The sequence below is a fragment of the Acinetobacter schindleri CIP 107287 genome, assembly GCF_000368625.1.
GTDB classification, from domain to species: domain Bacteria; phylum Pseudomonadota; class Gammaproteobacteria; order Pseudomonadales; family Moraxellaceae; genus Acinetobacter; species Acinetobacter schindleri.
In genome coordinates, this window is record NZ_KB849575.1 from 160,269 (window position 1) to 182,193 (window position 21,925).

General features: G+C 39.3%; 23 protein-coding genes. 19 read left to right on the forward strand and 4 right to left on the reverse strand.

Translation table 11 applies throughout. From position 1 onward, the window contains the following. Window positions 1–33: 33 nt before the first annotated feature. Window positions 34–852 (reverse strand): tetratricopeptide repeat protein, encoded by an 819-nt coding sequence (locus F955_RS03970; RefSeq protein WP_004891596.1) that lies wholly within the window; start codon window positions 850–852, stop codon window positions 34–36. Window positions 853–1,069: 217 nt separating this feature from the next. Between F955_RS03970 and F955_RS03975 the strand changes: the two genes are divergently transcribed. After that, on the forward strand, window positions 1,070–1,321 hold the full coding sequence (locus F955_RS03975; RefSeq protein WP_004814532.1) for a hypothetical protein: 252 nt from the start codon (window positions 1,070–1,072) through the stop codon (window positions 1,319–1,321). Between the two features lie 43 nt (window positions 1,322–1,364). On the opposite strand, the gene ygfZ is transcribed toward F955_RS03975, so the two are convergent. Together ygfZ and F955_RS03985 are read right to left on the reverse strand one after the other, a co-directional pair. Continuing rightward, a complete protein-coding gene (gene ygfZ, locus F955_RS03980) occupies window positions 1,365–2,090 on the reverse strand; it encodes a CAF17-like 4Fe-4S cluster assembly/insertion protein YgfZ (protein ID WP_004891599.1) in 726 nt (241 codons plus the stop codon). A gap of 116 nt (window positions 2,091–2,206) precedes the next feature. After that, a complete protein-coding gene (locus F955_RS03985; RefSeq protein WP_004891603.1) occupies window positions 2,207–4,345 on the reverse strand; it encodes a multicopper oxidase family protein in 2,139 nt (712 codons plus the stop codon). A gap of 784 nt (window positions 4,346–5,129) precedes the next feature. Between F955_RS03985 and acnD the strand changes: the two genes are divergently transcribed. The 16 genes from acnD (at window position 5,130) to F955_RS04065 (ending at window position 18,517) form a co-directional block, all read left to right on the forward strand. Further along, a complete protein-coding gene (gene acnD, locus F955_RS03995) occupies window positions 5,130–7,736 on the forward strand; it encodes a Fe/S-dependent 2-methylisocitrate dehydratase AcnD (protein ID WP_004891606.1) in 2,607 nt (868 codons plus the stop codon). A 76-nt stretch (window positions 7,737–7,812) separates the two neighbouring features. Then, entirely contained in the window at window positions 7,813–8,328 is a 516-nt protein-coding gene (locus tag F955_RS04000; protein ID WP_004891609.1) for a hypothetical protein, read from the forward strand. Between the two features lie 246 nt (window positions 8,329–8,574). Further along, window positions 8,575–9,450, forward strand: a complete 876-nt coding sequence (locus tag F955_RS04005) for a hypothetical protein (RefSeq protein ID WP_004891611.1) — start codon at window positions 8,575–8,577, stop codon at window positions 9,448–9,450. An 83-nt stretch (window positions 9,451–9,533) separates the two neighbouring features. After that, window positions 9,534–9,731, forward strand: a complete 198-nt coding sequence (locus F955_RS16280) for a zinc ribbon-containing protein (protein ID WP_262467878.1) — start codon at window positions 9,534–9,536, stop codon at window positions 9,729–9,731. A 125-nt stretch (window positions 9,732–9,856) separates the two neighbouring features. Beyond that, a complete protein-coding gene (locus tag F955_RS04010; protein ID WP_004891613.1) occupies window positions 9,857–10,435 on the forward strand; it encodes a DUF4126 domain-containing protein in 579 nt (192 codons plus the stop codon). 187 nt (window positions 10,436–10,622) lie between these two features. Then, the gene (locus F955_RS04015) at window positions 10,623–10,835 is read left to right on the forward strand and encodes a hypothetical protein (protein ID WP_004814551.1); all 213 of its coding nucleotides are present in this window, start codon (window positions 10,623–10,625) and stop codon (window positions 10,833–10,835) included. A gap of 145 nt (window positions 10,836–10,980) precedes the next feature. Continuing rightward, window positions 10,981–11,679, forward strand: a complete 699-nt coding sequence (locus tag F955_RS04020) for a hypothetical protein (RefSeq protein ID WP_004891616.1) — start codon at window positions 10,981–10,983, stop codon at window positions 11,677–11,679. A gap of 129 nt (window positions 11,680–11,808) precedes the next feature. Next, a complete protein-coding gene (locus F955_RS04025; protein ID WP_004891618.1) occupies window positions 11,809–12,066 on the forward strand; it encodes a hypothetical protein in 258 nt (85 codons plus the stop codon). A 524-nt stretch (window positions 12,067–12,590) separates the two neighbouring features. After that, window positions 12,591–12,830 (forward strand): DUF6868 family protein, encoded by a 240-nt coding sequence (locus F955_RS04030; RefSeq protein ID WP_004891620.1) that lies wholly within the window; start codon window positions 12,591–12,593, stop codon window positions 12,828–12,830. 140 nt (window positions 12,831–12,970) lie between these two features. Next, a complete protein-coding gene (locus F955_RS04035; RefSeq protein ID WP_004891621.1) occupies window positions 12,971–13,684 on the forward strand; it encodes an SIMPL domain-containing protein in 714 nt (237 codons plus the stop codon). A 165-nt stretch (window positions 13,685–13,849) separates the two neighbouring features. Then, the gene (locus F955_RS04040) at window positions 13,850–14,515 is read left to right on the forward strand and encodes an RluA family pseudouridine synthase (protein WP_004891623.1); all 666 of its coding nucleotides are present in this window, start codon (window positions 13,850–13,852) and stop codon (window positions 14,513–14,515) included. Window positions 14,516–15,112: 597 nt separating this feature from the next. Beyond that, window positions 15,113–16,048, forward strand: a complete 936-nt coding sequence (locus tag F955_RS04045; RefSeq protein ID WP_004891626.1) for an SNIPE associated domain-containing protein — start codon at window positions 15,113–15,115, stop codon at window positions 16,046–16,048. 239 nt (window positions 16,049–16,287) lie between these two features. Next, on the forward strand, window positions 16,288–16,671 hold the full coding sequence (locus F955_RS04050) for a ribonuclease E inhibitor RraB (protein ID WP_004814565.1): 384 nt from the start codon (window positions 16,288–16,290) through the stop codon (window positions 16,669–16,671). A gap of 228 nt (window positions 16,672–16,899) precedes the next feature. Then, window positions 16,900–17,238 carry a zinc ribbon domain-containing protein YjdM gene (locus tag F955_RS04055; RefSeq protein WP_004814566.1) on the forward strand — a complete coding sequence of 113 codons (339 nt, stop codon included), beginning with the start codon at window positions 16,900–16,902 and terminating at the stop codon, window positions 17,236–17,238. A 140-nt stretch (window positions 17,239–17,378) separates the two neighbouring features. After that, window positions 17,379–17,741 carry a 5-carboxymethyl-2-hydroxymuconate Delta-isomerase gene (locus F955_RS04060; protein ID WP_017401434.1) on the forward strand — a complete coding sequence of 121 codons (363 nt, stop codon included), beginning with the start codon at window positions 17,379–17,381 and terminating at the stop codon, window positions 17,739–17,741. 326 nt (window positions 17,742–18,067) lie between these two features. Further along, complete coding sequence (locus tag F955_RS04065; RefSeq protein WP_004814571.1) at window positions 18,068–18,517, forward strand: YybH family protein; 450 nt, start codon at window positions 18,068–18,070, stop codon at window positions 18,515–18,517. Between the two features lie 132 nt (window positions 18,518–18,649). Here F955_RS04065 and F955_RS04070 read toward each other — a convergent pair whose 3' ends face one another. Beyond that, window positions 18,650–19,420, reverse strand: coding sequence for a hydroxymethylpyrimidine/phosphomethylpyrimidine kinase (locus F955_RS04070; RefSeq protein ID WP_004814574.1), 771 nt, complete (start codon window positions 19,418–19,420; stop codon window positions 18,650–18,652). Between the two features lie 93 nt (window positions 19,421–19,513). Between F955_RS04070 and F955_RS04075 the strand changes: the two genes are divergently transcribed. Next, window positions 19,514–20,164, forward strand: a complete 651-nt coding sequence (locus tag F955_RS04075) for an HAD-IA family hydrolase (RefSeq protein WP_004814576.1) — start codon at window positions 19,514–19,516, stop codon at window positions 20,162–20,164. Window positions 20,165–20,699: 535 nt separating this feature from the next. Further along, window positions 20,700–21,925, forward strand: a 1,226-nt coding sequence (locus tag F955_RS16165) for a GA-like domain-containing protein (protein ID WP_004814577.1), incomplete at its 3' end; no start/stop codon positions are given.

The window sequence follows — 21,925 nt, forward strand, 5'->3', positions numbered from 1 at the left end:
AAGCCCCGAATCAGGGGCTTTTTATAGCTTAGGTTAGCTTTTCTTTTGCGCCGTTGGTTGAGCTGGTTTCTTGCTTTGTTCAGCAATCATTTTCTCTACTGCCGCCAGAGACTCTTTGGCTTGTGGAATATTTTCCTGAGCCAAGGCACTAAAGATTTTCTTCGCTTCAGGCAGGTTTTGCGGCACGATATTACCATTGGCAAACATGTTAGCGACTGCCATCAGGGCAGGGATATAGCCTTTCTTGGCAAGCTCCTGAATCGAGCTTAAACCTTGCTGAATCGGTTTTTCATCTTTATTTTTAAAGCCCAGGCTGATGTCATACAGGGCTTTGGCATGAATTGCCTGGAAATTATCTTTTTTAATCAGTGGTTGAAGTTTTTTCAGTGCTTGCTGATCAGAAGCAGGTTTTCCTTCAGCAAAAAGTAACACTGCCAGATCCACAGTAGCATCATCAAAACCGGCACTGGATGCACGTTCCAGATATTGTTTGGCTTTGTTCAGATCCTGTTTCAGCCCCATTGTACCGCCTGCATAATTTTTACCGAGGACATAGTTGGCAACCGGGTAGCCTTTGCTTGCTGACTGTTCATACAGTTGTACCGCTTTTTTCTCATTCTTTGCGGTGCCCTGACCAGTCTGGGTTAAATAGCCTAAGTTATACAGTGCTTGAGCATTTCCTTTCTGTGCTAACTCATTCAGTAAAGTGTGGGCACCTTTAAAGTCATTGGCTTTGACTAGGGCTTCAACCTTGGCAAATTGAGGATCAACTGCTTCAGCTTTGGTATTTGCATTGGCAAGTGCATATTGAGATGAAACTGCGAGCATCGCAGCAAATATTATTTTTTTCATGGTTCCTGGACCTTGTTGTATGCAACACCTGATTCCGTGGTGTTTTTTAAATTATTACAGCTACATCATAAAATGATTTTATACTTTGTAAATATCCTAATTGTCACGAAATACAAATATAATGAAGAGAAGATGAAAACTATCTTTACCACAAAACTTTGAAATTCTATGAATCTCTGATTAAATCCGCGTTTGAGCCATGAAGTAGGGTGAAACAATGTTTATTAAAGGCATTAAACGTGCATATGATCAAATCAGTAAGGATGACAGTATCGCTGATGAGGATAAATTTGATGCATTACTCATGCGATTGGGTCAAAACTTTTTAGTCAGCAATGAAGACCGTGTATATATTTTTGAGCATGAAGGTAAAACTGCACGCTTCGATGCGAAACATGCACGCGCTTTTCATTTTAAAGATTATGTGATTAAAGACATGAACAAATTGTTCCATGATTTTAATCTTTAAAAAAAATCCTCCATATTAGGAGGATTTTTTTAAGGCGGTCTTCTTATTGTGGACGAGCCACGTCACCACTGAGTGCTTCAGGCAGGTCGAGTACAGTCAAACCTAATTCAAGAAGTGCTTCCGGTTTGGCAACCACGAGTGCTTTAAAGCCGCCATCAATATTGACACTGTTTACGACTTCTACATCATTATTCAGTTTGCTTGCGATAGCAGGTGCTTCACCTGTACCTTGGACCAGATGCAACCAGTGTTTCGGTTTGGCTTTGAACCATAAACGGGCAATGACTTCCTGACCGAGGTAACACCCCTTGTCATAGTGGATGCCTTCACGCTGATGCAGGCGCAGTTCTTGTGGCTGGAATTGTTCTGCGGTTGCTGCCTGAATCCATGCCTGACCTGATTCAATTGCATTCATTTCCCAAGCTTGAGTATCCGTTGCTTCAGGACTAAATTCGCTATGAATACCTACAGTAACTGGATAAGCTGAACCTACTTCTTCTAACTTCATTTTGGAGAAAGCGCCAAACTTGCGGATGTGCTTGGCAAAGTTTTCGGCCTGATCAGCAGTCACAACAATTTCAAAGCTTTCAGCATTAATTTTTTTCAGCCATAAACCAAATAGAATGCGTCCTTTTAAACTACAGATTGCGGTATAGCGCGTCTGGTTTTCAGCCAAGGCTTCAGTATTTAAAGTCACTTGACCTTGCAGGAATTTTTGCGCATCTACTCCATTCAGCGTAAATAAGGTAAAAGCAGGAGATGTTGCCATGATCAGCCTCAGTTTGAATACTAAAAATCAATCAAGCTATTGTGCAGCAAGCATTATCTCTAGGCAAATAAAAAAGCCCGCAATATCAGATGCAGGCTTTTAATTAAAAGCGAGAGTTAATGATGATGGTCATGTGAACCAGGTAAATCAGCATTACAGTCAAATTTCCCGCCACAGATTCGTACATATTCCATCATGCCCTGATCTTCATGATCGAGAATATGACAATGCTGTACAAAGTCACCTTCGAATTTCTTGTAATGACTTCGAACAATCACTTCATATCCCGGTTTAACAAAGATGGTATCCTTGAATTGTCCTTTTAAACCTCGGTACTGGACATCATCCAGCTCATTGGGCGTGGTTGCAGGTTCCGATATTGCTTCACTTACGTCTTTTTTATCCGGGTTTAAAATTTTAACAATCTGGAACGGATTGACATGGATATGGAAAGGATGTCCCAGATTTGCGCTGGTCAGTACCCATTCATCGACTTTACCTATTTCTAGTTTGCGCACATATTTGCCATTGACCACACTTTCTCCAGTGAAGGTTTCTCCAAAACTATAGATGCCTGGATGATCAGCATAACGATAACCGAATTTACCATTTGGACCAAAAGAGGCATCAAAAGTAGAGCGTTGTTGTGGTCGGTCTTGAATCAGGTTATCTATTTCTCTGGTCATCAATGAGGGATGATCAGTAAAGGCAGACAGATTAAGTTGCGCTAATTGCGCCTGAATCTCCTTGCTTAAGCCGATTTTCTGTGCCTGATCTTTTAAAAACTGAGCAGCAGTTTGCGCCTTCAACTTGGTGGATTTTACATTTACCCAGCCCAGCAGCTGTGCATTTAGCCTGCTATTAGGAGATAACTGTGGGGTGATTTCACCGGAAGTTCTGATATTAATTTCATCATCAATATTTAATCTTGAATCGAAGATGCAGTATTTATTGGTGGAGGGAAAGCTGAGCATGGCATCGTGACGATAACCTGGCTGGAACACGGAAAGGGTACGGGGCTGAGCCTGGCTCATCGTTAATCCGTCTTGGGCAATCGTGTGAACTGGCAGGCTGGTCAGTTGATCGAAAGCAACTTTTGAGGCGGGAATGAGAATATTCCCCTGATAGGAAAGACAGGCATCCACCGTTTGCTTGGCAGTATATTGGCTGGAGCCAGGTAATTCTTTAATGATTAAGCCAATAGTGTCCCGTACCCCTCCATGAATCATACGCCAGCGGTTAAATTCATTTTGATTGACCTGAATTTCGCCTAATACTTTGCCATTAATTGAAGTGTAGTAGTTATTTAGCCCCCAAGAGTTGAAGCTATTCAGACCAGCATAGTTTTCCATCGTGCCTATGCCTGCACCTTTACAATCATTGCTGTTTAAAGATTGGCCTTCAGTGTCAGTACAGTCATATTGAATTTGCTGGAAGACCAGGATTTTTTCATTTGCATCATTATGCTTGGCTTTATCTTTCCATAAAATATCGAGATCACCTGTAGAAGTCACCTTGCCATTTTTCACTTTAGGTACCCGGCTTCCTTCCACAATGAGTGGACCAGCCATCCCACTAGATACCTGAATTGCGGTCGAGCCATGTAAATGGGCATGGTACCAGTAAGTGCCCGCAGGATGATTGGGTTCAATCTTATATTGATAATCAAGATTCGCCTGTGGGGCAATTTTCAGAAAGACATTGTCACTATTTCCCTGAGGGCTGACCCAGAAACCATGTGTATGCAGGTTGGTGGTATTAAAACAATGGGGTTCATTCGGATCGAGAATATTTTCACAGCTTTCAGGTGTTTCATCAGGTAGCTGATTATTTAAATTAATCGACAAGGTTTCACCCTGTTTGACCCGAATCTGTGGACCAACCAGTTCATCCACAATTCCGGTTTCACGTGCTTCCTGCCTGTTCAATAAACTGGCTTTAGTCAAATAACCCCGAACCAGTAATTGATCCCATTGCGATTGCCTCGGGTTATAAATCTTATTGGTCTTATATGCCGCAACCAGTTCGTATTTACCTTTACCACCTTTTTGCAGCAAGGGTGGATTATTAATGAGTGACTCCGATTTACCAGAGGCGGGAGGGAAAGGGGGAGAAGGATGATCCGGTTTAGTGGGGTGGGTAGGAGTAGGTTTAGTCGGATTGTATGGATCGGAGGGCTTTTTCCCTCCAATCCAGCTGGAAGCCAAAACTGCCACTAATACAGTAATGATCCCAATAATGGCGATCTGTAACATGTTATTCACCTTTATTAATTTTTTATGTTGTGTGTTGTTGTTATGAAGTACTTATCGCTTAGATGTACTGAAATGTTTTAAGGGTGAATATCACCAAATTGGGATATACAGATAGATGACAGGAAAAGGTCAAAACTATTCAGATAATAAACTACTAAGAATAAGTATTAAGTTTTTGAATTAATTATGATATTTAAAGTAATTTGCAAGAAATCATCGACTGTAAAAAAAATCTTAAAAAAGTTAGGGATTTTAATCTAGCTCACTTGCTTTACAGGTTTCCAGGTATCAAGCGCATATTGTATTTCCCTCAAAATTAAAAAGAGCTAGAAATAAACTTGGAAAATTTTATTGATGCTATGGTTTATTGTCAGGCTAAGGATCTTGCCAAAGATGGAAAAGAGTCAAAAAAATTATCTATTCAATAGTGCTCTTTCTACCCAAAAAACTCAGATCATTTAAAAACCGTCTTTTGCCTTTAAATGAAAAAATAAAACATACCGTTAATCTTAAATAAGTCTATTTTTTGAGCTATAAGGCTATTCTTATACTAAAGAATAAGAAGGATTTGCCCGGTTTTTTTCTAAAAAATAAGGATTTAAAGCCATTCTTTTAAAGAATATGTATCCATTTATTTCAAAAACGCTGTTTTTTATATATAAGTTTATGAAATATAAGAGATTTGGGAAATGGCTTTTCCACAGTGTACTATGCCTGCAAAACGATGTGAAACATCTACAACAAGTATGCAGTACAGAAGAACGATTCAAGAGGCAGGTAAGCTATGAACAACAACTACCGTAAACCACTGCAAGGTACCCAGCTGGAATATTACGACGTGCGTCAGGCCGTTGAAGATATTCAGCCAGGCGCATATGCCAAACTTCCCTATACCTCCAAAGTGCTGGCAGAGCAGTTGGTACGCCGTTGTGATCCTGCCATTCTGGAACAGTCACTGCGTCAGCTAATTGAGCGTAAACAGGAGCATGATTTCCCGTGGTATCCAGCCCGTGTGGTATGTCATGACATTTTGGGACAAACGGCACTGGTTGATCTTGCCGGTCTGCGTGATGCGATTGCCGATCAGGGCGGTGACCCCTCCAAAGTCAATCCGGTGGTGCCAACCCAACTGATTGTCGACCACTCGCTGGCGGTGGAGTATGGCGGCTTTGATCCGGATGCATTTGAGAAAAACCGTGCGATCGAAGACCGCCGTAACGAAGACCGTTTCCATTTTATTGAATGGACCAAAACGGCTTTTGAAAATGTTGATGTGATTCCAGCCGGTAACGGCATCATGCACCAGATCAATCTGGAAAAAATGTCACCGGTGATTCAGAACCGTGACGGTGTTGCATTCCCGGACACTTGTGTTGGTACAGATTCGCATACGCCACATACTGATGCATTGGGTGTAATTTCGGTGGGTGTTGGTGGCCTGGAAGCTGAGAACGTGATGCTGGGCCGTGCATCTTGGATGCGTCTGCCAGATATTATCGGCGTAGAGTTAGTTGGACAGCGTCAACCGGGCATTACCGCAACAGATATCGTTTTGGCCTTAACTGAATTCCTACGTAAGGAACGTGTTGTGGGTGCGTACTTAGAATTCTTTGGTGAAGGTGCTGACAGCATGTCAGTGGGTGATCGCGCCACAATTTCTAATATGACCCCTGAATATGGCGCAACCGCAGCCATGTTCTATATTGACCAGAACACCATTGATTATCTGACGTTAACCGGTCGTGAGCCTGAGCAAGTCAAACTGGTTGAAAGCTATGCCAAGGAAATTGGCCTGTGGTCATCGGAAATGACACAAGCAGAATATCCACGTGTATTGCGTTTTGACCTGTCGACTGTGACCCGTAATATTGCTGGTCCATCGAATCCGCATGCGCGTGTTTCAACTGCTGACCTGAAAGAGAAAGGCATTGCCGGAGTAGTAGAAAACCGTACCGATGGCCTGATGCCAGATGGTGCGATCATCATCGCGGCAATCACTTCATGTACCAATACTTCCAACCCACGTAATACTGTTGCAGCAGGTTTATTGGCACGTAAAGCCAATGAGCTTGGTTTAGTGCGTAAGCCATGGGTGAAATCATCTTTTGCACCGGGTTCTAAAGCAGCTGCGCTGTACTTGGAAGAAGCGGGTGTACTTGAAGATCTGGAAAAACTCGGCTTTGGTATCGTGGCTTATGCCTGTACCACGTGTAACGGCATGTCGGGCGCACTCGATCCAAAGATTCAGCAGGAAATTATTGACCGTGACCTGTATGCCACAGCGGTATTGTCCGGTAACCGAAACTTCGATGGCCGGATCCATCCGTATGCAAAACAGGCTTTCTTGGCATCTCCACCGTTAGTCGTGGCTTATGCAATTGCCGGTACGATTCGTTTTGATATCGAAAAGGATGCACTAGGCACAGACAAAGATGGCAATCCGATTTACCTGAAAGACATCTGGCCATCGGATGAAGAAATTGATGCGCTGGTAAAAGAATCAGTGAAGCCAGAGCAATTCAAGAAAGTGTATATTCCAATGTTCGATCTGGGTGAGCGTGAGCAGGCAGCAAGTCCGCTGTATGACTGGCGTCCGCAAAGTACTTATATCCGCCGTCCGCCATACTGGGAAGGGGCATTGGCTGCACCGCGTACTCTGGCAAATATGCGTCCGTTAGCCATCCTTGGCGATAACATCACCACTGATCATTTATCTCCATCGAATGCGATTGTGTTGGATTCGGCAGCGGGTGAATACTTAGCAAAAATGGGTGTGCCCGAGGAAGACTTTAACTCTTATGCGACGCACCGTGGCGATCACCTGACTGCACAGCGTGCAACCCTAGCGAATCCTAAGTTGTATAACGAAATGGTGGTCCGTTCTGATGGCACCATCAAGCAGGGTTCTAAAGCGCGTGTTGAACCTGAAGGCGAAGTGATGCGGATGTGGGAAGCAATTGAAACCTACATGAACCGTAAACAACCTTTGATCGTGATTGCTGGTAAAGACTATGGTCAGGGTTCAAGTCGTGACTGGGCAGCCAAAGGTGTGCGTCTGGCTGGTGTAGAAGCGATTGTGGCTGAAGGTTTTGAGCGTATTCACCGTACCAATCTGGTGGGTATGGGCGTTCTTCCACTTGAGTTTAAGCCGGGTACAGACCGCAAGACTTTAAAGCTGGATGGTACTGAACTGTATAGCGTGATTGGTAATATTGCACCACGTTCGACTTTGACACTTGTGATTGAGCGTGCCACGGAAGATGGTAAGGAACAGACGATTGAAGTACCAGTGACCTGTCGTCTGGATACTGAAGAAGAAGTATCTGTGTATGAAGCAGGTGGGGTATTACAACGCTTTGCGCAGGATTTCTTGGAAGGGAATGTGGCTTGATAATTTAGTTTAAAAGTTGTTGATATAATTGTAGAAAAACCCTACTTTCGAGTGGGGTTATTTTTTAGAGTGATAAATGAATACAAATATTGTAAAAAAAGATCGTGCCTTCATTTTGAAAATAAGTGAAGAATTTTTTCAGCAAGAAAACATTATTAAAAAACTTAATGATTTTAATGAGTTTGATGTAAAAGGATGGGAAATTTGGCTTCAAGTAGAATATTTTCTTTTTTCTAAAAATCATTCGAACGTAAAAAAAGTTGATAGGGAAATTCGCTGTTCTTTAGATGGGCGTAAAAGTAAAATTAAACGTTCAGCAGTATTAGATTTTATGATTCGTGAAAAAAACAAGACTTCTGGAATACCTTTAGAGATTAAACAAAATGTAAGTCCTACTACATGTTTAAGGTATATGATAAGTGATGTTAAAAAATTCGAAAATATTAAATATACAGGAATCGATACAGCTAGACCTTTATGGTGTTTAGGCGTTCATTTAGGGCAACTTAAAGAAGAACAGGTGAATAAATGTATATATGAGATAACTAGTAAACCTATTTTAGGTACGGATTACTTTTATACACTAATTTAATTGAATCATTTTATTTTTTATTCAGAAGATTACAGTATCTGTCTATGAAGCGGGGGACAGCGCTTTGCATAGGAATTTTTAGAAGGAAATATGGCTTAAAAGTTAAAAAAACTTCCAAAACCCTCCTTTCCAAAGGAGGGAATCCCTCCCTTCTAGTTTTGAAGAAAGGACGATGAAGGTTAAAGTTATTGAATTATATATAAAAATAATTTACTTTAATAATAATTTTTTCTTACCTATAAGAAAATGGACAATAATACTCTCACCGCCCTAGCAACAGCTTTCTTAGTTTTAGTTGGATTAGCTCAGGTATTAATTCTGATTGGACAACTATATTTATCGCGTAGCCAAAAAAAGAATCAAGATATAACGGTGGTAGAGGTATATCGAACAAGATGGTTTGATCATCAGGATAAATTTGGTTGCCTAGTATATTTGGGACGAGAGCTTAATGAGTATTATCAGACAATTGATGAAGTTGAAATCAAAAAATTAAATTCAAAACTAAAATTAGTAAAAAATGATAAACCTACGATATGGGCACGAGATGCAGTTCGAGATGTGTCGATTTTGTTAAGTGATATTTGTATTAGGATTTTACAGGGGAGTTTATCAATTCAATCTGTATATCCAATTTTAGGAACAACTATTCTTAGACAAAGCTTGCCTTTAAGGAAATTACTTGAAAGTGAATATGACTCGAGTTATTTACGGCTATCTAATAATTTAGATCCTAAGTATATGATTCATCATTCTGTAAGGAGAGAAGTGCAGGACTGGTTGATATATCATGCAGGAACTAGAAGACGATGTTTAATTCTCATTGATCTGTTATGGGCAGAAGCAGCAAGACTGCAAGATTTACCACCAAGTGATTTAAAATCAGCAGCTGACGCTAAGATGAAAACAGGTAACGAAAATAAATTAAGAATTAAACAAGAAGTTTTATTATTAAATACTTACAGTAAATATGTTCAAGCAATTAAATTAGCTAATTTTTTAAAACATTCAGAATATAAAAGGTTTTTTGGGACAAAAGGAATTTCAAAAAGAAAATTAAAAAAAATGGAGGCAGAATGGACAGAGCGTCTTTTAGAGAATCATGGTCTAAGCAGACCATAATAGATCCATTTTTAATTAAACTTAAACTTTTTAAAATTAGCCCAAATGCCATCATCATTTACAAAAATGGACAATAGACATTCATTACAACAGAGTTATACTGCTTAGACCATTTTCTAAAACAACGGAGAACAAAGATGGTTATTGCTGGCTCTAAACCGGGAACAGGTTTCTATTTTTGTGTTCAATGCGGACATCGCGTTTACTTAGAAATTGGTACAGACCGCTTACCACCGTGTACCAAATGCCAAGGCACCCAATATAACGATAAGGTTGCCTAAGCTACAGCAAAAAATAAAACAGAAAAACCTGTTTTAAATAAAAGCCCTATTACCCCATAGGGCTTTTTGCTATTTTAGAGAGAAAGAAAAATCACCCATCGCCACAAACAGGTTTGGAGCGCAGTATGGAAACGATCCTCGGTTTATGTATTGGTATTGGACTCAGTGCAGCGTGTGGCTTTCGTATATTTGCACCTTTGCTGGTCATGAGTATCGCTTGTAATCTGAACTGGTTTGAACCGATCCAGGGCTTCGGCTGGCTGGCTTTACCCTCGGTTTGTTTGACATTGGGCATCGCAACCTTATGTGAAATCATCGCTTACTATATTCCTTGGGTGGATAATATCCTTGATATTATTGCCACTCCCGCAGCTGTCATTGCTGGAACCGTATCTACGATGGCAGTAAGTAGTGGGGAAATGTCGCAGTTTATAGCTTGGGCAACCGCATTAATTGTAGGTGGAGGCACCGCTGGAGCAGTACAATTTGGTACGGTGGCTTTGCGAGGTTTATCAACTACCACCACCGGTGGAGTAGGAAATCCGGTCATTTCTACGGGGGAGTGGGTCAGTGCGATCTTGATTTCAATTTTATCCTTCTTGGCACCTGTAATGCTGGTGATAGTATTAATTATTGCTGCCATCTGGTTTGTACGCTGGTTTAAACAGATCAAGAAAAATAAAGCTGATCCTGGCATAGCATAAATTCTCTAAGTCACTGTTTTATAAATCTAAAACTAAATAGTAAGTTCATGTGAAAGGACTAAAAAAACTCTAAAAAGTGATTGATTTTTATTCATTAAAGGCATAATTTTAGTATGGGATTAATAAATACATACTTTTATTATGGTTTTAATCCCTACCTTTATAAAAAAGAATATGGGGAGTTTGCATGGATATGATCAAGTTTGTGATTGATGAGCATACGACAGACAATGGTGCACATCTGATCCATAATTCAACGATGGGGTGTGAAGACTTGCCTGATCCTAATGCTCAGATTCTGATTGGTTATTTTGCCAATTATGAACTGGCGTATAAGCGTGCGCGCATGAACTGGCCTAGAGAGAAAGTGACCGGTTGTGAAAAATGCTGCAAGGCATAACTCATGAATCAATCAGTAATTGAAAATGAATATGATGTTGAGATTTTTGACCCTGCCATTGTGTAGGGTCATTTTGTTTCAGCTTTCATCTTTCTATGTTAAAAAATAATAAGCAACATGTGCCTATACATATGAGATCAGGAAAATGAAAATAGCAAAACTTGCAGTTTTTTTCAGTACAACCATATTGATCTCGAATGCAGCCGTAGCGCAACAAGCTTTAAAGCCCCAACAGCGCCAGTCACAACAAGATCAAAAAACTTTTCAAGCCTATGTCCCTAAAAACTATTCTTTCTTTGAAGTAGTAAAAGGTGACTTGAATAAAGATGGTGTGCCAGATGCTGTACTGATTGTCAAAGCTACAGATCCTAAAGCTTTAGTTAAAGATGAATATCGTGGAACCTTAGACCGGAACCGCCGAGGTATCATTGTTCTTTTGGGGCAAAAGGACAAGAACACTTATAAACAGTTTCTGCAAAACCTGAACTGTTTCAGCTCGGATCAGGAAGATGGTGGGGTGTATTATCCACCTGAACTGGTGCCTGAAATTAACAAAGGACTACTGCAGCTTACGTATCAGCATGGACGTTATGGCTATTGGAGCTATAAATTCCGTCTTCAGAATCAGGATATGCGACTGATTGGCTATGACCAGTTTTCTCATCATGGTCCTTTACTTGAGTCGAAAACCAGCTTTAATCTGCTGACTGGCAAAAAAATCTATAGTAAAAACCTAATCACGGATCCGGAGCGCAAACCAAAATATAAAGAAACGCACTCAGTGCATAAAAAGTCACCTATTTATTTATCCAAAATTAAAGACTTTGATCAACTCACATTTTAAATATCTAACTGCCTGAAATTGGCGCACATTTTGCAATTTATTTAATACGAGGATGCAAAGCTTCATTTAATCATAAAGCTTTGACTTAATTTAGTGCGCTTTTATGCACGATAAAGAGGGCAATTGAGTATGGATATGACCAACCACGTTTCTGAATCCCCGAAACTACCGCTTTCTGCACATGCCTGTGCGGCCTGGTCGCTCATATTTGTGCCTTTTTGTGGGGTAATTGGGCTGATCTATTTTGCGCTGGCTTATCTGATCAATCTGAAAGTACTGACATCTGAATTAAGCAAAATGAATAAAGTACTGGCAATTATCATGTCCGGGATGTGTGCCATGAGTGGCTGGTGGTTTACTGCACAATGGTTGCAGGGAACTTTTTAAAGTGAAAAAAAGGAGAAAAGGGGTAAATAAAATTCCAATAAAGCTCATTTTTTTAAAATAAAACGTCATAAAAATGAACCAATGAGATTTATTTCTCTGAATTGTCTTTTAAATCGGAATAATTTTTCAAAAATTAGAAAAATGATAAAAACATAGGAAATTAATTCCGTGTGCTCAAGGCTAATATATGTCTCAAGGGTGTGACGGGATCGGAAAGAGTAGCATGCTGTGAGCGGCGCAAAACGCGAGAGCAGTACTTACCCAAAAGGTCTTGATCCGGCTTAGGACGCTATGAACCAGAAGTTTGTAGGCTATAAGATCAATTCTTACAAAGATTGATAGTTGAAGTAAACCATCGCGAGTTTTCCCAACACCCTAAAAAATTCTCCAGTAAAACCCATTAGAAAATATAAAAATAACTCTTCTATTCAAATCTCCTTAACAGTGTTATATCCGCCATTTCTTTTTATTCAGTCAATTTATGCTAGTCTGGAAATTGAACCGTATCCTTTAGGGGAATCACGATGGAGCTTGATTTCTGGCGGCAATTTTTACTGTATGCATTGTTCGTTAATTACAGCATATTAATATTCTGGTTCCTGATCATTGTCTTTGCCCATGATTGGGTCAAACAGTTGCATGGAAAATGGTTCCAGCTATCAGACTCAACCTTTGATGCCATTCATTATGCGGGTATGGCACTCTATAAGATTGGTATTTTTCTATTTAATCTAGTGCCTTTATTGGCTTTATATCTGATGTAAATATAGAGAGAAATAATAGATTTGAATCTTTTATTAACGTGACTTTAACCTGTGGTCGAATAGTAATCTCAAAGACCCAGTTCAACTTATTAAAATTATCCAACTAAAAACAACAACATCGCTAAAAGGAGTTCAGGCAAATGAATCAGTTTAAACCCGCCCTGATTTTAGGTGCACTCATCGGCTTAGGAATGATTATAGCGGGATGGATTCTGGGGAATAGTGCCGTCAAGATCAAACAGTATGAACGAATTGTTTCGGTCAAAGGCCTGTCTGAACGTGAAGTTAGGGCAAATGTCGCGGTCTGGCCGATTCGTTTTAGTTCAGCCAGTCAGGATTTATCTCAGCTTTATGACGTGATGGAACTACAAACCCAGCAAATCCAGACTTTCCTGAAAGGTGAAGGCTTTAAAGCCGAAGAAATTACCACGGGAGCACCCGTCACCACAGATAAATATGCACAGCAGTATGGCGGTGATGCCAATGTTGCCCTGCGTTATACCGCACATCAAACCATTACCGTATATACCCATAATATTGATGCAGTACGGGCAGCACAAACCCGTTTAGCAGAACTGGGTAAAAAGGGCATTGCCTTTGGTGGCGATGATTCTGGACAACGAACTGAGTATCTATTTACTGGCCTGAATGACATTAAACCAGCGATGATTGAACAGGCCACACAAAATGCTCGGAGCGTGGCAGAAAAATTTGCAGCTGATTCGCAAAGCCGTCTGGGAAAAATCAAAACTGCTAATCAGGGGCTGTTCAGTATTGAAGATCGCGACAGTAATACACCCTATCTTAAAAAAGTTCGTGTCGTATCTACAGTCGATTACTATCTGGCAGATTAAATTGACCGGAAGCAATTCAGCAGTACGATCTGAGCAGCTTGAACCCGGCTGGCCAAGTCACAAACTGAGTATAATCTCCTTAAATCAACTTCCTGTAAACGTTCAGATTGACACACTGGATTGACATTGTTATTTTGCGCATCTTTCTCCCCATGCAATTGCGCCATGCCACTAAACGATAACTTTGTTTACTGCCCACCTCAAGATCCACTCAAAATTCTCTATGAAGATGATGATCTGGTGGTGATTGAAAAGCCGGCAGGGTTGTTGTCGGTGCCGGGTCGTCTGCCAGAGCATCATGACAGCGCGTATTTACGTGTGCGCGAGCAATTTCCGGAAGCACGAATTACCCATCGCCTGGATATGGCTACTTCCGGAATTCTGATGTTTGCCAAGCATCGTGATGCAGAAGTAGCAGTCAGTAAAATGTTTCAGGCGCGTACGGTGAATAAGCATTACATCGCTTTGGTACAAGGCAAACTGGTAGGGGAGGGCGAAGTCAATGCCCCACTCATCACTGACTGGGAAAACCGGCCATGTCAGATGGTACATACGGAACTGGGCAAGCCCTCTAAAACCCTGTATCAAATGTTGGATTACGATGTGGCACAAGATATTAGCCGTGTCTTATTAACGCCGATTACCGGGCGTTCGCATCAACTGCGTGTGCATATGATGCATATTGGTCATCCAATTACTGGCGATAAAATCTATCACCCTGAACCACTGCGCAGTCCGCTGCAACGTATGGCCCTGCATGCCAGTTATCTTGCATTTACCCAGCCCTTAAGTGATAAACCGGTAGAAATTCACGGTAGTGTGCCTTTTTAATATTTTCTAGTTTCGACTCCATGTTTTATTAAATAATATTTGAATTTCTGGAATGAATGCAGAACACTTTACTCATCTATTGCGTTGTATAAAGTGTGAGAAAATATTTCATATTTTTTCTTTAATTCTCCAAATTTACTTATTTTTTGATCTAAAAAGCATTAGTTTAAATATAGTTATGTGCTTTGTTGAACTATGTAAATTTATAAGTTTACCTATCTTAATACTGTCTCATGAAGAAAATTAAATTTTTAAAAAGATCAAAATTTGGTAAATTTAAATCTATGTTATCAAACAATATTATATTTTAATTTTGATAAAAATTAAGAAATATAATATTATTTCATTAAATTCAATAACTTACTGTCTATCTTATAAGTTAATTCATACTTAAAGCTTTAATATTTTTATTCTGGCAAGATTTCAAGAGATAAAACAGTAAAATTCAACAAAAATATCAATATTATTAAATATTTATACCTAATTCTAGTGATAGGATTTTTGAGAAAATCAGTGCAAACTAAGAATCTTTCATAAGTTCTTTGATTTGATTTAAAGCATTTTTCTTATTGTATTTTTTTAATTAGGGCACGGACGATGTCAAGTATTATTTTATTCGTTCTGGTGGGGATACTATCTGGCGTACTTGCAGTCACACTAAACAAATTAAAATCCCTGCGTGGAAACCTCGATGTTTTACAAAACAATCTGGATCATGCACGTCATAAACTGACAGATTATGAACAACAGGTAGAAGATAGTGAGTACGAGTTGTCTCAGCTACGCGTGCAGATCAGTAGTTTACGCACGACTTTAGAAAAATATAAGAAATACCAAGAGATCTGCGAAATTGAACAATATGTCATTAACCGTACCTTACAGGCTGAAAATTTTGTAGAAATGACCAAGGTTGATGCTTCAATCATGGTGGATGACATTAAAGGCTATATCGAACGGGTGAAAGCATTTATAGAGGATTATCAGACCAAGGCAATTCAAAAGGTGGATCAGCAGGCACGGGAAAAACTGCAACGTTATTATAAACAGGCACAAGAAGAATATCGCTTGCAGGATGTGGTTACTGCCTTAGAGCATAAAATTCATGGTTATCAGTATGGATTCTCGCTAGCAGCTAAAGATGTTTTGACTGAATTAATAGAGGGTTATCAGGAGCAAGATACTGCAAGACATTTACAGGATATTCGTGAGCAAATTGAGCAGGCGATTCGAGACAAAAAAGTTGCGCAATGCAACTATGTCGATGAAGATCGCCGTAATACCACCATGGATATGATCAGTCTGGCCTTTAACAGCCGTGCCGACCTGTATCTGTCTCGTTTAACTGCAGATAATCTGGGACAGATGCTACAGGCGCTGCAAGATGATTTTTATTTAATTAATCATAAAGGGCAGGATTTAAGTCAGGCTCGCATTCAGCAATCGTATCTGGATTTACGTTTGCAAGAGCTCAAGTTTGCAGCCTTACTTCTGGAATTAAAGAAAACACCAGGAAAAGTTCTTCACCTGGCTTAAGCCGCTTAGTCAAAAAAATTAGGCGTAAAATGAGGATGAAAATATCTCCAAAATAAGCAGTCAAAAGTATCTCTACTAGTTAAAAGTTAAAGAGATACTTTAAAAATAAAACTTCGATTTGATATATAAAATCAGTCATTTAAAAACTGTAAAAAATGTTATTTTTCCTATCGTATCCTGTATAAAAATCAGCTAATCTAATTTGTATAATAAAACGGCAGCATAATAAGGACAGCCCTATGTCACGTGATTATCAGCAGTTCCCGGATGATGAAAATGGTAATGTACTCTGGCAGATGTTTCAGGATGGCGATGATCTGACTGAAGCACATGAAATTGAATTTTCGATTGCATTTAATGAAGAATCTCAGGCTGATCGCTGTGCTTTGCATCTATTAAAAGAAGAACAGAAAATCAGCCTGTTTCAGGATGAAGAAAGCGATACACTCGAGTGGGTGATCACGATTTTCGTTTATATGGAACCGAGCTACGAAGATATTGTTGATCTGGAGCAATGGTTTACCAAAATCGCGAGTGAATTTGGTGGCGTTTATGATGGTTGGGGCTGTATGGCTTATGTATATGACGACATCGACGATGATGATACGCCTTTGACCAGTTAAAGCTAAACAAAATTTTTATAACACAGAATGAAGAGTATAAGCCCAGCCCGTCTGGGCTTTTTCTTCTGGTGAATCAACAGTTTATTAATGAATAATTCAAACTGATATTATTTAAAACGAATAGAGGAATTGTAGAAATTAAATCCATATAAAATATAAGGTATAAAATGCTATAATGATTTTTTAATTTATTCATTTCTTATTTTTATTTTTATTTTTGAGGTTCTTATGAGTCTACCCCATTGTCCAAAATGCCAGTCTGAATACACCTACGAAGATGGGGATTTACTGATTTGTCCTGAATGTTCGCATGAATGGAAAGAGGGTGAAGATACAGAAGAGCAGCTAATCATTAAGGATGCCAATGGTAATGTTCTTGCTGATGGTGATAGTGTAACAGTGATCAAAGACCTGAAAATTAAAGGTTCCTCATCTGTGGTGAAAGTTGGAACTAAAGTAAAAAGTATTCGCCTGTTGCCAGATGCAGCAGATGGTCATGATATTGACTGTAAAATTGAGGGTATTGGCGCAATGAAGCTCAAGTCTGAATATGTGAAAAAAGCATAATCCAGTCCTGATCTGTTTTAATCTATTAAAGTTTGAACCAGAATGGCGGTTTAAAAAATAGGCCGTCATCACCTGCCTTGGCTTACATTTTATTTCAGACGGGGCATAATCAAGAAAAAATACTGAGTAAATAAAACCTCATGCCTCATCTTCATATTGAATATTCAGATAATATCCAGAATCTGGAGGTCAAGCCGATGCTGCTTAAGATTCACCAGGCCTTATATACTGCAAATTATATTCAGGATCCGAATGATTTAAAAAGCCGGGCAATTTGTCAGCAGAATTATGTGATTGGACTGGATTTGAATACCACTCAGGCCTATGTACATGCAAAAGTATCCTTATTGTCGGGGCGTAGTCCTGAATTGAAACAGGCAATTTCCCAGTGTGTCTTAGCAGTGCTACGACAGCATGTACCAGCCCAGCAGGGTTTGACAATACAGCTCTGTGTAGAAATCATAGAAATGCCAAAGGACTGTTATAGTAAAGCCTTTATTTAACTTTAGTTTAACAATACTTGTATGTTGTTGAAATTATAAGTATTATTTTTCGGGATTGTTATGTTGTGACACAACTAAAATCTAGCAAACAGTGAAAAATAACTTAAATAAGCTTAAATTAACTGGGTTCCTTCTTAAGTTTGATGGAAGTTGTTTAGCTAACAATAAAATGATCTTTAAAAAATGAACTTTATGGGGCTTTTAATATATTTGATGATCTTAACTAGTTAAGGTTTTTTTGCTGTAATTCTAAAAAAATCTATGTCCTTCTGTAGGGGCAGATTGCAGTGATTATTTGACCATTTAAAAAATATAAGAGAATAGAGATGAAAATATTCGGGGACGCATCTTTAGGTAGAGAAATAGTTGATTTATTACATGAATGGGATAGTGCAATAACAGGCTTGGATATTCAGAATGTGCTTAAGTTGTGTGTATCAGATGTCAGGTTTTTTGATTTAAGTACAGAAGTTCATGGTCTGGAAGCTTATGAACAGAAATGGAATCTTTACAAGCCTTATATGCTGCATGGAGTGACCATACAGCGACATGATGTGACAATCCACGTAGAGCCTCATTTAGCTTTCATTCATGGTTATGTAAAACTTACACCAGCAAATGCTGAAAAAGTAAAATGGCTTCCCTCAGTGAAATGGTGTCGTACTAGCTTATGTTTGAAAAAGGAACAAGGGCAATGGAAAATGATGCATCAGCATATTTCGGTACCGGTAGAGATTGAAACACATAGCATGAAAGTATTAGAGCTAACCATTTAAATCTATAATGACATTATTTATATGAATTCATTCGCTATTTGAGTCCTCTACTATAGGACAATATTTTAAGTTGAATTCCAATAAAAAAAAGAGCCTGAATGATTTAGGCTCTTTTTATTTGCAGAATGAGTATTAACCAAAGCGTTTTGGAATTTTCTGTCCATTAGGTATAGGGGTTTCAGCATTTTTTAATACACCGAATAACCAGGTTTCAGCATGCTGTACGGCAGTCTTGAGCTGATCGCCTAATGCTAAACGACCGGCAATGAAACTGGCCAGTGAACAGCCTGAACCATGATATTCACCCTCCAGACGAGCACAACGGGTCTGGTTCACCAGCTCACCCTGAATATATAAACTGTTCTGGATATAATCGGGAGTATCTTCATGACCTCCTTTGACCAGTATAGCTTTGGCACCCATGGCAAACAGTTTTTGTGTCGCAAGTTCCAGATCCTGCTCACCTGTCAGTGCACGTAATTCCACTGTGTTCGGTGTAATAATAGTTGCATGAGGGATCAATTGGGTAAAAGCCTTGACCAAGGTTGCTTGATCTCCCAATGAGCCACCACTGTTCGCGACAAGTACCGGATCAAGCACATAAAAATATTCAGGATGCTCAGCAAGAAACTCGGCTAGGGCTGCAATATTGTCAGTAGTACCAAGCATGCCGGATTTGACACCACAGATGGGCAAGTCACCGACTACCGCATGAGCTTGTGCAAGCAGCAGACTTTTTGATGTTGCTTCAAAACCAAATACCTGTTGAGAGTTCTGAATGGTAAGGGCGGTACAGGCTATCGCAGCATGAGCCCCGCTTTGGCCAATAGCTTCAATATCAGCCTGGAGACCTGCTCCACCTGAAGGATCCAAACCTGAAAAGCATAGTACTGTAGGGCGCAAAACGATGTCCTTAAACTCTAGATTTGCGTTAGTATAGGCAAAATTTCATGAACACTCGATACTCATTTGCATCGAAGTAACCGGAGGACTGTGGTGATTCAGAATATCCTGATTGATCTGGATGGAACCTTAACTGATCCTAAAGTAGGGATTACTACTTCAGCACGTTATGGCTTGGAAAAAATTGGTCATCCTATTAGTCTCGATACCAATATTGACTGGATTATTGGACCACCGCTTAAAGCCTCACTCGCTAAAATTCTAAACGTTGCAAGCAATCACGTGCTGGCAGAGCAGGCACTAGAAGCCTATCGGGAACGTTTTGCAGTCACCGGGCTGTATGAAAATAAAGTCTTTCCCGAAGTGGCTGAAACTTTAGCTGAACTCAAACGCCGTGGATATCGACTATTTCTTGCGACTGCTAAACCCACCGTTTATGCACGACAGATTCTTGAACACTTTGAGCTAGATCAATATTTTAAAGGCATTTACGGCAGTGAGCTAAATGGTGATCGTACCAACAAAGGTGACCTGATCGAATACCTCTTGCAGCAAGAGCAGTTAGATCCAGCTACTTGTATCATGGTTGGAGATCGTGAGCATGACATTTTTGGTGCTAGACATAATGGGATAGAAACTATTGCAGTTACTTATGGCTATGGTTCACCAGAAGAATTTGCTCAAGCTGAGCCCAAATTTCAGATTCAACGCTTTAATGAAGTTTTTGATTGTCTAGGTAAATAATTTTTATATTTTAAAATTCTACGCTTTGTATATTTAAAATAATCTCGATTTATATTTCATGATTCGAGATTATTTTCTAGTTATTTAATTAACATATTTATATAAAGAGTAAATTAAATTATAAACTTATTATATTAAATTTAAGCTATTAAATAGTGGATTAATAACCTGTTTATAAATTTGTAATTCATGTGTTAAATCAAGTAACTTATTTGTTGTTAAGTGTAATTAATTTACAAATATACAATTAACTAGATATAAAAGCTTATAATTTAATATAAATCATTGAAATACATAATAATAAAATTAATATAAATTTTCTAATATAATTCATCAATAAATTGTATATAAATATAAATCAATAGCTTAAATCATATTAATTAATAAAATTAAACTTCAATTTAAAATTACTACATAATAATAATAAAATCTTACTTATTTTATGGTTTTAACTTGGATTTACTCCTGCTATGAAGAGCTGGTTGGGAATTATACACGGCGCGACTCATCATAAGAATATTCAGGAGTTTCTCTCATGGCTAGCATTGATATATTGGCTAAGAATAATGGACAAATTATTCAAAGTTTAAATGCCGATTCGGTTATATTAAATCAAAATTCCGTAGTTAAAATTGGCGTCAAAATAGAGGATGTTGCCAATATTTTAAGAGAAGGAAATGCGGCAGTTATCACACTTAAAAACGGTGAAAAAATTGTTGTAGAAAATTATTTCGACCCCGCGGTGAATGAAAGTTTACTTGTTTTTGAAGGGAATAATGGTGAGCTGTACTGGGCAGAATTTACCGACAGTTCAGGTCAATTATTAGATGTAGTTAAATACAACCCGATTACTGAGGAAGCCCTTCTTGGAGGAGAGGCAACTGACTTACTACCTTGGATTGGTGGAGCATTAGCTGTTGGGGGAATTGCAGCAGCGGTAGGTGGATCGGGTGGTTCAAGTAGTTCAAAAGATTCTACACCAGTAAATCCAATGGAAAATGCTGAAAGGCTAGTATCTCAAGCTGAAACGACTTATCAGAATGCATTAGAAATACTAGAACAAGCACAACAAGATGGCTTAATTACCCCTGAAGAACAACAAGCAGTTCAGGATGCGATTAATACAGCGGAAGAAGCAAAACAAGTTGCCCAAGATGCAGTAAATACTCTACCAGCTGGTACTGATAAAGAAGGTCTACAAGATCGCCTGGATGACCTTGTCGATATCGTAGTTCCACCGGTGAATGATGCCAATGAAAATGGCATTGATGATGGAGATCTTGAAGCCGAAGCAGCTGCCGAATTGGTTGCAGCAGCAGAAGCAGCACGTGCTGAACAACAAGAGATCTTGGATGGTCTTACAGATGCAGATGACAATGGTCTTATTACACCAGAAGAATATGCACAGGCTGAAGAAAGATTAGAAGAACTGCAAGGAATTGTAGATGTAGCGAAAGAACTTGCTCAAAACGCTGTCACAGGACTAGATGATGGTCCTGCAAAAGACACATTACAAGATCGTCTGGATGCGATTGAGGATCTTGTAATTCCAGCAATCACTGACTTTGATGGTGATGGTGATGTCGATGCTGATGATGCTGCAATCCAGGCACAACTTGATGCAGCGACAACAGCAGTAGAAGATGCTGAACAAGCGTATGATGATCTGGTTGCTGCCATTGATGCAGCTGGAGATGAAGTCAGCTCGGAAGAGCGTGCTGATTTATTAGCGCAATTAGAGGCTGCACAACAAGCGAAAGA

Excerpts from the sequence above, each read along its gene's own strand:
- ygfZ (WP_004891599.1), bottom strand. The coding sequence starts at position 2,090 with ATGGCAACATCTCCTGCTTTTACCTTATTTACGCTGAATGGAGTAGAT.
- F955_RS04045 (WP_004891626.1), top strand. The coding sequence starts at position 15,113 with ATGTCAAGTATTATTTTATTCGTTCTGGTGGGGATACTATCTGGCGTA.
- F955_RS04010 (WP_004891613.1), top strand. The coding sequence starts at position 9,857 with ATGGAAACGATCCTCGGTTTATGTATTGGTATTGGACTCAGTGCAGCG.
- F955_RS03970 (WP_004891596.1), bottom strand. The coding sequence starts at position 852 with ATGAAAAAAATAATATTTGCTGCGATGCTCGCAGTTTCATCTCAATAT.
- F955_RS04005 (WP_004891611.1), top strand. The coding sequence starts at position 8,575 with ATGGACAATAATACTCTCACCGCCCTAGCAACAGCTTTCTTAGTTTTA.
- F955_RS04050 (WP_004814565.1), top strand. The coding sequence starts at position 16,288 with ATGTCACGTGATTATCAGCAGTTCCCGGATGATGAAAATGGTAATGTA.
- F955_RS03985 (WP_004891603.1), bottom strand. The coding sequence starts at position 4,345 with ATGTTACAGATCGCCATTATTGGGATCATTACTGTATTAGTGGCAGTT.
- F955_RS03975 (WP_004814532.1), top strand. The coding sequence starts at position 1,070 with ATGTTTATTAAAGGCATTAAACGTGCATATGATCAAATCAGTAAGGAT.
- F955_RS04040 (WP_004891623.1), top strand. The coding sequence starts at position 13,850 with ATGCCACTAAACGATAACTTTGTTTACTGCCCACCTCAAGATCCACTC.
- F955_RS04035 (WP_004891621.1), top strand. The coding sequence starts at position 12,971 with ATGAATCAGTTTAAACCCGCCCTGATTTTAGGTGCACTCATCGGCTTA.
- acnD (WP_004891606.1), top strand. The coding sequence starts at position 5,130 with ATGAACAACAACTACCGTAAACCACTGCAAGGTACCCAGCTGGAATAT.
- F955_RS04065 (WP_004814571.1), top strand. The coding sequence starts at position 18,068 with ATGAAAATATTCGGGGACGCATCTTTAGGTAGAGAAATAGTTGATTTA.
- F955_RS04015 (WP_004814551.1), top strand. The coding sequence starts at position 10,623 with ATGGATATGATCAAGTTTGTGATTGATGAGCATACGACAGACAATGGT.
- F955_RS04030 (WP_004891620.1), top strand. The coding sequence starts at position 12,591 with ATGGAGCTTGATTTCTGGCGGCAATTTTTACTGTATGCATTGTTCGTT.
- F955_RS04025 (WP_004891618.1), top strand. The coding sequence starts at position 11,809 with ATGGATATGACCAACCACGTTTCTGAATCCCCGAAACTACCGCTTTCT.
- F955_RS04055 (WP_004814566.1), top strand. The coding sequence starts at position 16,900 with ATGAGTCTACCCCATTGTCCAAAATGCCAGTCTGAATACACCTACGAA.
- F955_RS04020 (WP_004891616.1), top strand. The coding sequence starts at position 10,981 with ATGAAAATAGCAAAACTTGCAGTTTTTTTCAGTACAACCATATTGATC.
- F955_RS04060 (WP_017401434.1), top strand. The coding sequence starts at position 17,379 with ATGCCTCATCTTCATATTGAATATTCAGATAATATCCAGAATCTGGAG.
- F955_RS04000 (WP_004891609.1), top strand. The coding sequence starts at position 7,813 with ATGAATACAAATATTGTAAAAAAAGATCGTGCCTTCATTTTGAAAATA.